This window comes from Mesorhizobium sp. CA15 (assembly GCF_020165215.1).
Lineage (GTDB): Bacteria > Pseudomonadota > Alphaproteobacteria > Rhizobiales > Rhizobiaceae > Mesorhizobium.
In genome coordinates this window covers 17179-32120 of record NZ_JAIUHQ010000025.1, presented here as the reverse complement: position 1 = coordinate 32120, position 14942 = coordinate 17179, and the positions used below count along the sequence as shown (strand labels likewise).

14 protein-coding genes are annotated in these 14942 nt (G+C 64.1%); 11 read left to right on the top strand and 3 right to left on the bottom strand.

Translation table 11 applies throughout. The annotated features are described in order from the left end of the window. Positions 1-86 precede the first annotated feature (86 nt). From LB515_RS26250 to LB515_RS26230, 5 genes are all read left to right on the top strand, one after another. Positions 87-866, top strand: a complete 780-nt coding sequence (locus LB515_RS26250; protein ID WP_224544363.1) for a hypothetical protein — start codon at positions 87-89, stop codon at positions 864-866. 122 nt (positions 867-988) lie between these two features. Continuing rightward, a complete protein-coding gene (locus tag LB515_RS26245) occupies positions 989-1345 on the top strand; it encodes an ArsR/SmtB family transcription factor (protein WP_140845933.1) in 357 nt (118 codons plus the stop codon). After that, entirely contained in the window at positions 1332-1832 is a 501-nt protein-coding gene (locus LB515_RS26240; protein ID WP_224709437.1) for an SRPBCC domain-containing protein, read from the top strand. The genes LB515_RS26245 and LB515_RS26240 overlap by 14 nt, the downstream gene beginning before the upstream one ends. Before the next feature lie 150 nt (positions 1833-1982). Then, the gene (locus tag LB515_RS26235) at positions 1983-2660 is read left to right on the top strand and encodes a winged helix-turn-helix domain-containing protein (protein ID WP_095769853.1); all 678 of its coding nucleotides are present in this window, start codon (positions 1983-1985) and stop codon (positions 2658-2660) included. A 45-nt stretch (positions 2661-2705) separates the two neighbouring features. After that, a complete protein-coding gene (locus LB515_RS26230; protein WP_224709436.1) occupies positions 2706-4079 on the top strand; it encodes a sensor histidine kinase in 1374 nt (457 codons plus the stop codon). Between the two features lie 21 nt (positions 4080-4100). Here the strand turns inward: LB515_RS26230 and LB515_RS26225 are convergent, their stop codons facing one another. Further along, positions 4101-4970: a helix-turn-helix domain-containing protein gene (locus tag LB515_RS26225; RefSeq protein WP_224709435.1), complete on the bottom strand. Its 870-nt coding sequence runs from the start codon at positions 4968-4970 to the stop codon at positions 4101-4103. 106 nt (positions 4971-5076) lie between these two features. Here LB515_RS26225 and LB515_RS26220 point away from each other — a divergent pair, with 106 nt between their 5' ends. From LB515_RS26220 to LB515_RS26200, 5 genes are all read left to right on the top strand, one after another. Continuing rightward, positions 5077-6345, top strand: a complete 1269-nt coding sequence (locus tag LB515_RS26220) for an ABC transporter substrate-binding protein (RefSeq protein ID WP_224532413.1) — start codon at positions 5077-5079, stop codon at positions 6343-6345. Positions 6346-6527: 182 nt separating this feature from the next. Next, positions 6528-7388, top strand: coding sequence for a carbohydrate ABC transporter permease (locus LB515_RS26215; protein WP_095769856.1), 861 nt, complete (start codon positions 6528-6530; stop codon positions 7386-7388). Continuing rightward, positions 7385-8221 (top strand): carbohydrate ABC transporter permease, encoded by an 837-nt coding sequence (locus LB515_RS26210; protein WP_224709434.1) that lies wholly within the window; start codon positions 7385-7387, stop codon positions 8219-8221. The genes LB515_RS26215 and LB515_RS26210 overlap by 4 nt, the downstream gene beginning before the upstream one ends. A gap of 66 nt (positions 8222-8287) precedes the next feature. Further along, the gene (locus LB515_RS26205) at positions 8288-9373 is read left to right on the top strand and encodes an ABC transporter ATP-binding protein (protein ID WP_224709433.1); all 1086 of its coding nucleotides are present in this window, start codon (positions 8288-8290) and stop codon (positions 9371-9373) included. A 57-nt stretch (positions 9374-9430) separates the two neighbouring features. Further along, positions 9431-11458, top strand: coding sequence for an aldo/keto reductase (locus LB515_RS26200; protein WP_224709432.1), 2028 nt, complete (start codon positions 9431-9433; stop codon positions 11456-11458). Between the two features lie 214 nt (positions 11459-11672). On the opposite strand, the gene LB515_RS26195 is transcribed toward LB515_RS26200, so the two are convergent. Continuing rightward, positions 11673-12101, bottom strand: coding sequence for an Lrp/AsnC family transcriptional regulator (locus LB515_RS26195; RefSeq protein WP_095769876.1), 429 nt, complete (start codon positions 12099-12101; stop codon positions 11673-11675). A gap of 128 nt (positions 12102-12229) precedes the next feature. On the opposite strand from LB515_RS26195, the gene LB515_RS26190 reads away from it, so the two are divergent. Continuing rightward, complete coding sequence (locus tag LB515_RS26190) at positions 12230-13333, top strand: saccharopine dehydrogenase family protein (protein ID WP_224709431.1); 1104 nt, start codon at positions 12230-12232, stop codon at positions 13331-13333. 158 nt (positions 13334-13491) lie between these two features. On the opposite strand, the gene lpdA is transcribed toward LB515_RS26190, so the two are convergent. After that, positions 13492-14889: a dihydrolipoyl dehydrogenase gene (gene lpdA, locus LB515_RS26185; RefSeq protein ID WP_224709430.1), complete on the bottom strand. Its 1398-nt coding sequence runs from the start codon at positions 14887-14889 to the stop codon at positions 13492-13494. Positions 14890-14942 lie beyond the last annotated feature (53 nt).

Sequence of the window (14942 nt, the reverse complement as noted above, 5' to 3'; positions counted from 1 at the left end):
ACAGGCCGCGGTGAATTCGCCTGCCTAATTTGGGCGTCGCCGCCATACGGAATTCGAGGCGGCTCGAACGAACAGCGGATCGCGCCATGATCTCTCAAGCCGACAACCTCGCCCCCAACCGCGTCCCGGACGTCACCATCGATTTCTGGCTGGTCAAGATCATGGCGGTGACCATGGGCGAGACGGCGGCCGACTACCTCGCCGTGAAGCTCGGCCTCGGCCTTACCGTCACGTCCTTGATCATGGGCGGCATCCTCATCGTCGCGCTCGTCCTGCAATTCGCGCAGAAACGCTATGTACCTTGGGCCTATTGGCTCGCCGTCGTGCTGATCAGCGTCGTCGGCACCCTGGTCGCCGACAACCTCATCGACGATTTCGGCGTGCGGCTGGAGACGACGACCATCGTCTTCTCGGTCGCCCTCGCACTGACTTTCGCGGTCTGGTATGCCAGCGAAAGGACCCTCTCGATCCACACCATCTTCACCGCCAGGCGCGAGATCTTCTACTGGCTAGCGATCCTCTTCACCTTCTCGCTCGGCACGGCTGCCGGCGATCTGGTGGCCGAGCGCTTCGATATCGGCTATCTCGCTACCGGCCTCATCTTTGGCGGCGTGATCGCGGCGATCGCTTTTGCCTGGTTCTTCCTCGGCCTGAACAGCGTCCTTGCCTTCTGGCTTGCCTATATCCTGACCCGGCCGTTCGGCGCCTCCTTCGGCGACCTGCTCTCGCATCCGGTCGACTATGGCGGGCTGGGCTTCGGCGCCACCTTCACCAGCCTGATTTTCCTCGGCTGCATCGTGGCCATCGTTCTCCATATGACGCTGAGAAAACTGATCGACGAAGACGAGCTGGCGCTCCTCGACTAGAGCATGTCGCGATTGACCGTAAGCTGCAGCAGCGAGACTGGCTCGGTCCGGGAGGGCCGGCAGCGCAGCCCGCCCGCTATCCCCTTGCGCGCCGCTCAACGATGCGCTAGATACTGAACCAAATGGTTCAGTATCCGAAAGCCCGCCTCGATGTCTCGTTCGCCGCGCTCTCGGACGCCACACGGCGCGGCGTTCTGGAGCAGCTCGGACGCGCGGAGGCCTCGATCACGGACCTTGCCGAGAAATTCCACATGACCCTCACAGGCATGAAGAAGCATATCGGCGTCTTGGAACAGGCGGGGCTCGTCACCACCCGGAAAGCCGGGCGGGTGCGGACCTGCACGCTCGGCCTGCGCGGACTGGAGGAGGAGGCGGCTTGGATCGAGAGCTACCGCCGGCTTTGGGACGCACGCTTCGAAGAGCTGGACAAGGTTGTCGAGGAACTGAAACGGAAGGAGGAAGTCGATGGAACGGAGTGAGCCTGCTCGCACGACAGTAGAACGGAGGTCCGACCGTGAGCTGGTCGTTACGCGAACCTTCGACGCCGCCGCACGCATCGTGTTCGAGGCGTGGACCAAGCCCGAACTGTTCAAGCGGTGGTGGGCGCCGAAGTCGATGGGCATGATCCTGCGTTCCTGCGAGATGGATGTTCGCGTCGGGGGCGGGTACCGTTTGGCGTTCGGCCATGACCCCTCGAACCCCGCCGAGTTCTTCGGCCGGTATATCGAAGTGGTGCCGTACTCGCGCCTCGCCTGGACCAATGACGAAGGCGGCGACGGTGGACCCGTCACCACGGTGACCTTCGAGGAAAAGGGCGGCAAGACGCTGCTGGTGATGCACGAGCTCTATCCCTCGAAAGAAGCTCTCGACGCTGCCGGCACCGGGGCGGCCGATGCGATGGGCGAGACGTTCGAGCAACTGGACGAGCTTCTTCTCACGCTGGGCGCGAGCGCGGGACGACCATGAGGTCGCTCTCGCCGCCGGCCGCCCGGTTCTTCGCCGCTGCCGTCGGCGGTCGCGACGGATATCGGCTGTCCCTCGCAAAAATGTGTAGCGGCACTCGGTCTGAAAGCTCGTAAAAACAAATGGTTGAGGTGGCAAGGACGGCACCGGACAATGCGACTTCTGCTTGTTGAAGACGATCCGAGAACCGCGGATTATATCATCAGGGGACTGACCGAGGCCGGCCATGTCTGCGATCTCTTGCGCGACGGTCATGACGGGCTCTTCGCCGCGACCCGCAACGCCTATGACGTGATCGTCGCCGACCGCATGGTGCCCGGCCTCGACGGCCTGTCGATGATCAAGGCGGTGCGTGCCGCCGGCATCCGCACGCCCGCTATTTTCCTGACCTCGATCGGCGGCGTCGACGACCGGGTCGAGGGCCTCGAGGCCGGCGGCGACGACTATCTCGTCAAGCCCTTCGCCTTTTCCGAGCTGCTTGCCCGCATCCATGCGCTCGGCCGCCGGCCGGCGGCGCAGGAGCAGAAGACGGCTTTGCGTGTCGCCGACCTCGAAATGGACCTTATCCAGCGCCGCGTCACCAGGCAGGGCCAGCCGATCGACCTGCAGCCGCGCGAGTTCAGCCTGCTCGAAGTGCTGATGCGCGGCGAGGGCCGCGTCATCACCCGCACCATGTTGCTCGAGCGCGTCTGGGATTTTCATTTCGACCCCAAGACCAGTGTCGTCGAGACGCATATCAGCCGGCTCAGGGCCAAGGTCGACAGGCCCTTCGACGTGCCGTTGATCCACACCGTGCGCAACACCGGCTACAGCCTGCATGTCCCGGCCTGATCTTGCCTCCGCAATCGCGGGGCGGCCAACCGCTTCCGCGATCGCATGAGCGGGACGCGCTCCAGCCTGCTGCGCAGCACGCCGTTCCGGCTGGCGCTGACCTTCGCCTTCCTGTTCCTGCTGGCCTTCATCCTGTCGGGCGCGATTGTCTATCAGCTGATGAGCGCCTCGCTCGCCAGGCAGCTCGATCAATCGATCAAGGAGACCTATTCGCTGATCGCCGCGACCCATGCCGAGGGCGACGAGGAGGATCTCGTTTCAACCGTCAGGGACCATGCCCAGTTCAGCCAGGACAAGGACGAAATCTTTTCCCTCACCGATCGGAACGGCAACCGTCTCGCCGGGGATTTCACCGCCTCCAGCCTGCCGGACGGCTTTTCCATCTTCGCCGCCGACTTGCCGGGCGTGCCGCCCGATACCCAATATCGTGCCTATTCGGGCACGGTCGGCGGCAACAAGCTGACGGTCGCCTTCTCGCTTTCGGAAACCGAGGATCTGGAGAGGATCGTGTTGATGAGCTTCGGCTGGGCCACGCTGTTCATCACCGTCCTGGCGATCGGCGGCGGCGCCGTGCTTGCCTCGCGCGTCCAGCGGCGCCTCGACGGCATCGCCAATACTATGGTCGACGTTTCGCATGGGCGTCTCGATGCCCGCATCCCGCTGACCGGCAATGGCGACGACATCGACGCCGTCTCGGCCCAGGTGAATTCCGCGCTCGATCGCCTGTCGGCCCTGGTCGACGGCATGCGGGAGGTGAGCGCCAACATCGCCCATGATCTCAAGACGCCGCTCAACCGGCTGCAGATGATCCTGGAATCCGCCGCCGACAAGACGGTGTCGGGCGAGGATGTCTCGACCGAGCTGACCGACGCCCGCGCCGAAAGCCAGCAGATCAACAGCACCTTCGACGCCTTGCTGCGCATCGCCCAGATCGAAGCCGGCGCCCGCAAGGCGCGTTTCGTCGACCTCGACGTCGGGCCGGTCGTCGAAACTATCGGCGATGTCTATGCCGATGTCGCCGAGGACGATGGCAAGTCCCTGTCCACGACGATCGTTCCGGACACGAAATGGCATGTGCACGGCGACCGCGACCTGCTCATGCAGATGCTGGCCAATCTGGTCGAGAACGCGCTGAGACACTGTCCGCCGGGCACCGCGATCGAACTCTCGGTGACCGGCGGAGGCAACCACGTCCTCATTCATGTCCGCGACAATGGCCCGGGCATCCCCGCCGAGGAGCGCGAAAAAGTGTTCCGCCGGCTCTATCGGCTCGATGCCAGCCGCACGACGCCGGGCAGCGGCTTGGGCCTCAGCCTGGTCAAGGCGGTGGCGGACCTGCATGGTGCCGCGATAACGCTCGAGGACCGCAATCCGGGTCTCGGCGTGACCGTCAGCTTTCCCGCCGTCGCATCCGCCTGATGATCCCGCTAACGCGATACGTTACCGCGCCCCGCCCGCCCGGCGGAAATCGGAAGGCGACATGCCGGCGAGCTTGCGGAACGACTTGTTGAAGGCGCTGAGTGAGCCGAAGCCCGAGTCCATGGCGACCCTCAGCACATTAGCGTCCTCATGCATCAGCAGCGCCTGGGCGTAGCTCAACCGCAGCAGATTGACATATTCGTTGAGCGTCATGCCGGTCGATTTCTTGAACAGGCTCATTGCGTATTTCGGGTGGATGTCGGCCGCAGCCGCGATGGTCACGCAGTCGACGTCGTAAAGGAAATTCTCGGCGATGAAATCGCACATGCGCCCGACATTGCGCGAGGACTGCTGGTCGAAGGCATTGCCGGCGCCTTGCCCAGCCACCCTTTCCGGCACCAGCCGGTAAGGCTCGAAGCGCACCCGCTCGAGCCGCAGCAGCAGCTCGTTGACGGCATGTTCGGCCCTGGCCGGATCGCCCGAGCGCGCATATTCGTTCCAGCGCTTGAAATTGTCGTTGTCCGACTGGTCGGTGGCGTTGGTCACCAGCGTCGCGCCGGTCATCAACCGATGGCGTATGTCGGCCGGCAGATGCAGGCGAAAGAAATGCACCAGCGGCAGATGCGCGCCGGCATAGATGGCGTCGTCGGAAAGATCGTCCATCTGGTGCGGCAGGCCGCCCCAGAACAGGCACATCTCGCCGGCCGAGAGCGAAATCTCGTGCTCGGCCATGAGGTAATGAACGCGGCCCTGCACGATGAAATTCACCTCGACCTGGGCGTGCCAGTGGGGCTTCAACATCACCAACGGGTGGTTGTAAAACATCTGCAGCATGAGCGGCAGTCCTTCGACGCTGCTCGCGCCAGGCTGGTAGAACGGACGCTCCGGCATCTTACTTTCCGCCAACTTCTCATTCCCTTCGACGGGGACAAGCCTTCCGCGCCGCATAGTCTAGCCATGCTCACAGTGAGAGAGCAAATGAAATGGGAGGATTTCAATGCGCACTACACTGACCTGCGCCGCGCTTATGCTTGCTCTGGGTTCCGGCCCGGCCCTGGCGCAGTCCGGCGAGATCACCATCTGGAGCTGGAACATCGCCGCCTCATCGCTGAAGGCGACGGTCGAGGGCTTCAACAAGAAATACCCCGACATCAAGGTCACGGTTCAGGACCTCGGCAACCAGCCTACCTATGACAAATCGATCGCCGGCTGCGCCGCCGGCGGCGTCGGCCTGCCCGATATCGTCTCGATCGAGAACGGCGAGGCAGAGAATTACTGGAGCCAGTTCCCGGACTGCTTCGTCGACCTGCACACGCTGGGCTACACGGCGGAAGACCAGAAGAAATTCCCCGATTTCAAGCGCACCGAGCTCGAAGTCGGCGACAAGGCCTATGCCATGCCCTGGGATTCCGGCCCGGTCGCCGTCTTCTACCGCCGCGACTTCTACGAGAAGGCCGGCGTCGATCCCGCCTCGATCAAGACCTGGGACGATTTCATCGCCGCCGGCAAGAAGATCCAGGACGCCAATCCGGGCGTGTCGATGACCAATGCCGATTTCAACGGCGACACCGAATTCTTCCGCATGATCTCCAACGAGCAGGGCTGCGCCTATTTCGCCGAGGATGGCCAGTCGATCACCGTGGCCGAGCCGAAATGCGTCGACGCCATGACCAAGGTCAAGGAGATGAAGGACGCCGGCATCGTGTCGTCGGCCGACTGGTCGACGAAGATCACCAACAACACCGCCGGCACCGTTGCCAGCCAGGTCTATGGCGGCTGGTACGAGGGCACGATCCGCACCGAATCGCCGAAGGAGAGCGGCAAGTGGGGCGTCTATCTGATGCCGAGCCTGACCGCCGACGGCCCGCGCGCCGCCAATCTCGGCGGCTCGTCCCTGGCCATCACCTCGGCCTCCAAGAACAAGGAGGCGGCTTACGCCTATCTGAAATACACGCTCGAGACCAATGACGGCCAGATCACCATGCTGAAGGATTTCGGCCTGGTGCCGTCGCTGATCTCGGCGCTCGACGATCCTTACGTCTCGCAGCCGCAGCCCTATTGGGGCGGCCAAGCCGTCTGGAAGGATATCCTGGCCACGCTGCCCAAGGTGGTGCCGAGCCGCGGCACGCAGTTCCAGAGCGACGCCGAGATCATCGTCCGCGCCGTGCAGACCAAATATCTGGCCAACGGCTATCCCGACGCCAAGGCCGCGCTCGACGACGCCGCCAAGCAGATCGCCGCCGCGACAGGTTTGCCGGTTAAATAGTGCGCCGCCTCCCCTTCTCCCCTTGTGGGAGAAGGTGGATTGGCGCGCAGCGCCAAGACGGATGAGGGGTGGTCCAGGGAACGCCAACGTCTCATTCCGCTGGAACACCCCTCATCCGGCCGCTTCGCGGCCACCTTCTCCCACAGGGGGAGAAGGCAAAGACAGACGAAAGGAGGAAGCTGATGCGCACCCAGAACGCCACCGCGTACCGCTTCCTCACGCCCTATCTTTTGATCTTCGCCATCTTCTGGATCTGGCCGATCATCTCTTCCTTCATCATCTCCTTCCAGGCGACGCGCACCGTGCCGTGGCGCTTCGCGCCGACCTTCAACTGGGGCCGCCTGATCGGCGACCCCGCCTTCTACAATGCGCTGAAGAACACGCTGCTGATCCTGGTCATCCAGGTGCCCGTGATGATTGCGCTGGCGATCGTCATGGCGGTGCTTCTGAATTCGCCGCTGCTTAAAGCCCGCGGCCTCTACCGCTTCGCTTTCTTCGCCCCGGTTGTGGTCGGCGAGGTCGCCTATTCGGCGGTCTTCCGGCTGATGTTCAGCCTCGATTTCGGCATCGTCAACAAGCTCCTGGAGAGCGTCGGCATCTCAAAGATCGACTGGTTCTCCAACGTCACGCCAGCCATGGCGCTGATCATGATCGCGGTGACCTGGCGCTGGGCCGGCTACAACGCCATCATCATCCTGGCCGGCCTGCAGTCGATCCCGGAGGATGTCTACGAGGCGGCGACGCTCGACCGCGTCAGCAGGGTGAAGCAGTTCTTCTACATCACCTTGCCGCTACTGAAGCCGGTCATCGTCTTTTGCGCCGTGCTGTCGATTATCGGCACCATGCAGCTCTTCACCGAGCCGTTCCTGATCACTGAACGCGGCGGCCCGGGCGGCGGCACCGAGACGCTCGGCCTGCTGCTCTACCGCCAAGGCTTCCGCTCGCTCAATTTCGGCTACGCCTCGGCCGTCGCCTATACCATGGCGGGGCTCGCCATCGCCATCACCCTGGTGCAGCTCTGGTTGATGAGGGAGCCGAAATGACCTCGCGCTCGCAAAGACGGCTCGGCCGCGTCATTGCGCTGCATCTTTTCCTGACGCCGCTGGCGCTGGTCTGGCTGTTTCCGCTGTGGATGATGGTGGTGTTCTCCACCATGCCCGATAACGGCATCTTCAGCCCCGGCATCGAGCTCCTGCCGCACGACAATTTCCTCGACAATGTCGCCAACCTGCAGCGCGACACCAATTTCATTGGCGCCATCGGCATCTCGGTCTCGGTGGCGGTGACCTACACGATCCTTTCGGTGCTGCTCACCTCGATGGCCGGCTGGGCGCTGGCGCGCTACGAGTTCCACGGCAAGGGCGCGGTCGTCGCCATCATCTTCGGCACCATCACGCTTCCCTATGCGGTGGTGCTGATCCCGCAATTCATCATGGTGGCGCGCGACTTCGCCATGGCCAACACCTGGATCGCGCTGATCGTGCCGCCGCTGTTCAATTCGCTGGGCGTGCTTTTCATGCGCCAGGCCTTTTCGATGATGCCGGCCGAGCTGTTCGACGCCGCCCGCGTCGAAGGCGTCAAGGAATGGCGCATCTTCCTGTTCGTGGCGATGCCGCTGGCCCGCCCGATGCTGGCGGCGCTTGCGATCATCCTCTTCCTCGCCTCGTGGAACAACTATCTGTGGCCGCTGCTGATCAACAGCCAGCCGGGCGCGATGACGGCGCCGGTGGCGCTCGGCACGCTGATCGGTCTGACCAAGGTTTCGTGGGGCGGCATCATGGCCGGCGCCGTGATGCTGACGGTGCCGATGCTGATCGTCTTCGTGCTCTTGCAGCGCCATTTCATCGCCGGCATCGCCGCCGGCGCGGTCAAATAGGAGAGCGCGAAATGCCTCGCCCACTGGGACACAGAATGATCCAACCTAGCTATATCTCGCTCTAACATGGCGGCCGTCACCCTCACCAATGTCGTTAAACGCTTCGGCATCTTCGAAGTCGTCCACGGCGCCAACATCGACATCGCCGACGGCGAGTTCGTCGTCTTCGTCGGTCCCTCCGGCTGCGGCAAGTCCACGCTGCTGAGGATGATAGCTGGGCTGGAGGACATCAGCGGCGGCGACATCGCCATCGGCGGCAAGGTGATGAACGATGTCGAGCCGGCCGACCGCGGCATCGCCATGGTGTTCCAGTCCTACGCGCTCTACCCGCATATGACGGTCGAGCAGAACCTCTCCTTCGGGCTGAGGATGAACGGCAACCCGAAGGCCGACACCGAGCGCCGGGTGAAGCGAGCGGCGGAAATCCTGCGCATCGACGAATTGATGCAGCGGCGGCCGAAGCAATTGTCCGGCGGTCAGCGCCAGCGTGTCGCCATCGGCCGCGCCATCGTGCGCGAGCCGCAGGTCTTCCTGTTCGACGAGCCGCTCTCCAATCTCGACGCCGAGCTCAGGGTGCAGATGCGGGTCGAGATCTCGCGCCTGCACAAGGAGCTCGGCGTCACCATGATCTATGTGACGCATGACCAGACCGAGGCGATGACGCTGGCCGACCGCATCGTTGTGCTCAAAGCCGGCAATGTCGAGCAGATCGGCGCGCCGCTCGATCTCTATGACGACCCGGCCAACCGTTTCGTTGCCGGCTTCATCGGCTCGCCGAAGATGAATTTCCTCAGCGCCAAGATCGTCGACACGTCCAACAGCGCAGCCATCCTCGAGCTCGCCCATCACGGCGGCGCCAGATTGCGCAAGCCGCTTTGCGAGACTTTTCCCGCCGTCGGCGCCGAGGTCGTGCTCGGCGTCAGGCCGGAGCATTTCTTCGAGGCCGGCCAGGGCGATTGCGACATCCCGGTCAAGGCCGACGTCGCCGAGCATCTGGGCTCGGTGAGCTACGTCTACGCCAATGCCGGACCCGAGGAGCTGATCGTCGAGCGCGAGGCCTCGCGCCAGCGCGCCAGCGGCGACCATTTCACGGTCTCAATCAAGGCGGAACGGGCGCTGCTCTTCGACAAGGCGGGCGCCAGGATCCGCTGACCCGCAAATTTTCTTTGCCGGCATGCCAGGCGTGGCGGCGACCATGGAGAATTCGACATGACATCTGGAAAAATCCGCTGGGGCATTCTCGGACCCGGCAGCATCGCGAAATCCTTTGCCGGCGGCGTGGCGGGGTCCCGCAACGGCGAGCTGGTCGCGCTCGGCGCCCGCAATCCCGCCAAGCCGGGCTTGGCCCAGAGCTTTCCGGGCGCGCGCATCCTCGACGGCTATGACGCGCTGCTCGCCGACAAGCAAGTTGACGCCGTTTACATTTCGATCCCGCATCCCGGCCATGCCGAATGGGCGATCAAGGCCGCCGAGGCCGGCAAGCATGTCTTGTGCGAGAAGCCGCTGGCGCTGACCGCCTTCGAGGCCGACGCCATGATGCATGCAGCGCGCAAGGCCCGCACGTTTCTCGGCGAGGCCTTCATGTACCGGCTGCACCCGCAGACGCTGCAATTGGTCGAGCTGATCAAGTCGGGCGCCATCGGCGAGATCCGCATGATCAAGTCGAGCTTCGGCTTCGCCATGCCGGGCTTCATGCCGGAACATCGGCTCTATGCCAACGACATGGCCGGCGGCGGCATTCTCGATGTCGGCGGCTATCCGGTGTCGATGGCGCGGCTGATCGCGGGCGCCGCCGCCGGGCAGCCTTTCCTCGAGCCGGACAAGGTCGTGGGCGCTGCCCATCTCGGCCAATCGGGCGTCGATGAGTGGTCCTCGGCCCTGCTCACGTTCCCCAACGGCATCGTCGCCGAGATCTCCTGCAGCATCTCGCTCAACCAGGACAATGTGTTGCGCATCTTCGGCACCAAGGGTCAGATCGAGGTGCCCGATTTCTGGTTCGCCGGTGGCAACCGCGACGTCGGACCGGGCCGGATCGAGGTGATCCGGTCCGGGGCGGCTCGCGAGGTGATCAGCCTCGGCGAGACCCGCCACCTCTATTCCTTCGAGGTCGATGCCGCCGGCGAGGCGATTCTTGCCGGACGGCAGGAGTTCGCCTGGCCGGGCATGGGCTGGAACGACAGCGTCGGCACGCTGCGCGTTCTCGACAAATGGCGCGCCGCGGTCGGGCTGGAATATGACATCGAAAAGCCGGCTAAGCGCGTCAACACCCTCTCTGGCCGGCCGCTGCGGACCGATGGCAAGGCAATCGGCAAGCGCGCCATTCCCGGCCTGCCGCGCGCAGTGTCGCTGCTGGCGCTCGGCTTCGAGGATTTCCGCACCTTCTCCTCCGGCTCGATCCTGCTCGACGCCTATTTCGAGGCCGGCGGCAATCTGTTCGACACCGGCTTCGTCTATGGCGCCGGCTACACCGAGACGCTGCTTGGCCAATGGCTCAGGAATCGCGGCGTGCGCGAGCAGTCTGTGATCATCGCCAAAGGCGCGCATTCGCCGCTCTGCTATCCCGATGTGATCGGCAAGCAGCTGGCGCAGTCGCTCGACCGGCTGCAGACCGACCATGTCGACATCTATTTCATGCATCGCGACAATCCGGACGTGCCGGTCGGCGAATTCGTCGATGCGATGGATCGCGAGGCGAAAGCCGGCCGCATCCGCGGCCTGTTCGGCGGCTCCAACTGGACGATGGAGCGCATGGACGAGGCGATTGCCTATGCCGAAAAGAACGGTAAGCAGAAGCCCGGCGCGCTCTCCAACAATTTCTCGCTGGCCGAGATGCTGGAGCCGATCTGGCCCGGTTGCGTCACCTCTTCCACGGATGACTGGAAGGGCTGGCTGACGGCGAGGCAGATGCCGAACTTCGCCTGGTCGAGCCAGGGCCGCGGCTTCTTCACCGACCGCGCCGGCCGCGACCGGACCGACAATGAAGAGCTGGTGCGGGTCTGGTATTCGGAAAAGAATTTCGGCCGCCGGGACCGGGCGATCGAACTGGCGCGAAAACTAGGCAAGAGCCCGATCCATGTCGCGCTCGCCTACGTGCTGTCGCAGCCCTTCCCCTCGGTCCCGCTGATCGGCCCGCGCACACTGGACGAGCTGGAGGACAGTCTTAGGGCGCTGGATATCAAGCTGACGCCGGAGGATGTAGCGTGGCTGGATGAGGGCCCAGAGAGACGCAGGGCTTGATCGGAGCGAGGAAAAACAAACGCCTCATTCCTTCGCCCCCTCTCTGCCCTGCCGGGCATCTCCCCCTCAACGGGGGAGATTGGCAGCTTCGACGCCGGCGCCTTTTCTGCAGCATTGGTGATTGGCGAAAGCCGGCGTGACATCTGATCTCCCCCCTTGAGGGGGAGATGTCCGGCAGGACAGAGAGGGGGGCCTCGCGCCAACATCTCAGGCCCTACCGATCCACCCGCGTCGACAAAATAATCGAAGACGACGTCCGCTCTACCCCATCCATCGCCCCGATCCGATCAAGCAGCGCGTCGAGGTCGCGGATCGACGGCGCGTCGACGATGACGATCATGTCGAAATTGCCGCTCACCGAATGCACTGTGCGGACCGGCGGCATCGCCGCGAGGCTGCGCACCACCTTGTCGGCGAGTTTCGGCGTGACAGTGAGCAGCACATGCGCCTTGACCAGCCCTTGCTCATAATCGGGCGACAGCCTGACCCCATATCCGGTGATGATGCCGCGCTGCTCCAGCCGCTCGATGCGGCTCTGCACCGTGGTGCGCGACACGCCGAGCTGACGCGCGAGCTCGGCGGTCGAGGCGCGGGCGTTGGCGCGCAACAAGGTAAGCAGGGCTTGTTCGGCTTCACTGATCATTTCGACGAAACCTTTCGGCATATCGCTCAAACTTATGCTTCATATTGCCAGATTCCACGCTTCCTTTCGACCGGCAAGCTGCAAGGATTCTCGCCACATCGAATTCAGCATTGGCAGGGGATATGATCATGAAGAACATCGTTGTCGTCGGCGCCGGCAAGATCGGCTCGACCATCGCCGAAATGCTGAACGCCACGGGCGACTACCACGTCACGCTGGTCGACCGCTCGGCGGCTCAGCTTGCCGCCGCCGAATTGCCGGCCGGCATCGCGACGCAGGAGCTCGATATCACTGCCTCGGGTGAGCTCGAAGACGTGCTTGCCGGCAAATTCGCCGTGCTCAGCGCCGCGCCCTTCCACCTCACCACGCGCATCGCCGAGGCGGCCGCCGCCACCGGCGTGCATTATCTCGATCTCACCGAGGACGTCGTCTCGACCCGCCGCGTCAAGGAGCTCGCGCGTGACGCCAAAAGCGCCTTCATCCCGCAATGCGGCCTGGCGCCAGGCTTCATTTCGATAGTCGCCAACGACCTCGCCAGCCGCTTCGACACGCTGGAAAGCGTGCGCATGCGCGTCGGCGCGCTGCCGCAATATCCGTCCAACGCGCTGAACTACAACCTCACCTGGAGCACCGACGGCGTCATCAACGAATATTGCGAGCCCTGCGAGGCGATCGTCGAGGGCGAGCTGATCGAGGTGCCGCCGCTGGAGGAGCGCGAGGAATTCTCGCTCGACGGCGTCACCTACGAAGCCTTCAACACCTCCGGCGGTCTGGGCACGCTCGCCGAGACGCTGAAGGGCAAGGTGCGCACGCTGAACTACCGCACCATCCGCTATCCCGGGCACGCCGCGATCATGAAGGCGCTGCTCAACGACCTCGGCCTGCGTCATCGCCGCGACGTGCTCAAGGACATTTTCGAGAGCGCCCTGCCGGCGACGCTGCAGGATGTGGTCATCGTCTTCGTCACCGTCTCGGGCCGCCGCAACGGCCGCCTGCTGCAGGAGACCTACGCCAACAAGATCTATTCGCAGCGCGTCGGCAACATCGTGCGCAGCGCCATCCAGATCACCACCGCATCCGGCATCTGCGCCGTGCTCGACATGCTGGCCGACGGCTCGCTGCCGGCGAAGGGCTTTGTCAAGCAGGAAGACATCGCCCTCGACGCCTTCCTCGCCAACCGCTTCGGCCGCGCCTATGCCCAGCACGAGATGGTAAGCCGGCTGGCGAGCTGAGGTCTCTTCCTTCTCCCCTTGTGGGAGAAGGTGGATCGGCGCGCAAGCGCCGAGACGGATGAGGGGTGTTCCAGCGGAGTGAGAGGCTTGCTTTCCCTGGAGCACCCCTCATCCGTCGCCTTCGGCGACACCTTCTCCCACAAGGGGAGAAGGGGGAGCTAGACATGCAGCGCGTGGCCCAGCGCCTTCAGTGCCGCTTCCTGGAATCCCTCGCCCTGCGTCGGATGCGCATGGATCGTGCCGGCGATGTCCTCCAGGCGAGCGCCCATCTCCAGCGCCAGGCCGAACGCCGCCGATAGTTCCGATACGCCCTGCCCGACCGCTTGGATGCCCAGCACCAGATGGTTGTCGGCGCGTGCCACGACCCGCACAAACCCGTCCTCGCCCTGTTTCGTCATCGCGCGCCCGTTGGCAGCGAAGGGGAACTGGCCGATCTTGATCTCGCCGGCGAGCGCCTTCGCTTCTTCGGGCGACAGCCCGGCGGTGACCAGCTCCGGATCGGTGAAGCAGATCGCCGGAATGGCGCGCTTGTCCCAGCTTCTTTTGTGGCCGGCAACGATCTCGGCCACCATCTCGCCCTGCGCCATGGCACGGTGCGCCAGCATCGGCTCGCCGGTGACGTCGCCGATGGCAAAAATGCCGCGCATCGAGGTGCGGCACTGGTCGTCGATGCGAATGAATTTTCCTGCCATGTCGAGGTCGATCTGCTCCAGCCCCCAGCCCTCGGTCAGCGGCTTGCGGCCGACCGTGACCAAAATCCTGTCGGCCGCGACTTTGGCGTTCTTGCCCTCGGCGGTCTCGACCAGCAGCGCGTCGCCCTTGGCCGACAGGCCTTTGGCATTCGCCCCTGTCATCACCTCGACGCCAAGCTCGCTGAGCCGTTTCAGCACCGGTCTTGTCAGCTCGGCGTCATATTGCGCGAGCACTCGCGGCAGGGCTTCGACCACGGTGATCTTGGCGCCCATCTTGGCGAAGGCCATGCCGAGCTCCAACCCGATATAACCGCCGCCGACGACCGCGAGCTTCTCCGGCACTTCGCCGAGATCCAGCGCCTCGGTGGACGAGATGACCGGGCCGCCGAAATGCAGGAACGGCAATTCGACCGGCGCCGAACCAGTGGCGATGACGACGGTCTCGGCGCGGATCACCTGGGTTCCGGTTTCGGTCTCGACCTCGACGGTCTTGCCGTCCCGGAAGGTTGCCCACCCATGCACGGTCTTCACCCTGGCCTTCTTCAACAGGCCGGCCACGCCGCTGTTGAGCCGGCTAACGATTCCATCCTTCCAGCTGACAGTTTTCGCAAGATCGAGCGTCGGCGCGGCGACCTTGATGCCCAGCGGATCCTTGCCGCCGGCCATATGCGCGATCTTCTCGAACGCCTCCGCCGCGTGGATCAGCGCCTTGGACGGGATGCAGCCGACATTGAGGCAGGTGCCGCCAGGCTTACCGGCTTCGACGATGACCGTGTCGACACCGAGCTGGCCGGCACGGATAGCGCAGACATAGCCGCCCGGCCCGGCGCCGATGACGAGCAGCTTGCAGGAGATTTCTTTCATGACGGCTGCTTCCTTTCGGCGGAGGCGGCGACGCGCCTTTTCCTTCTCCCCTT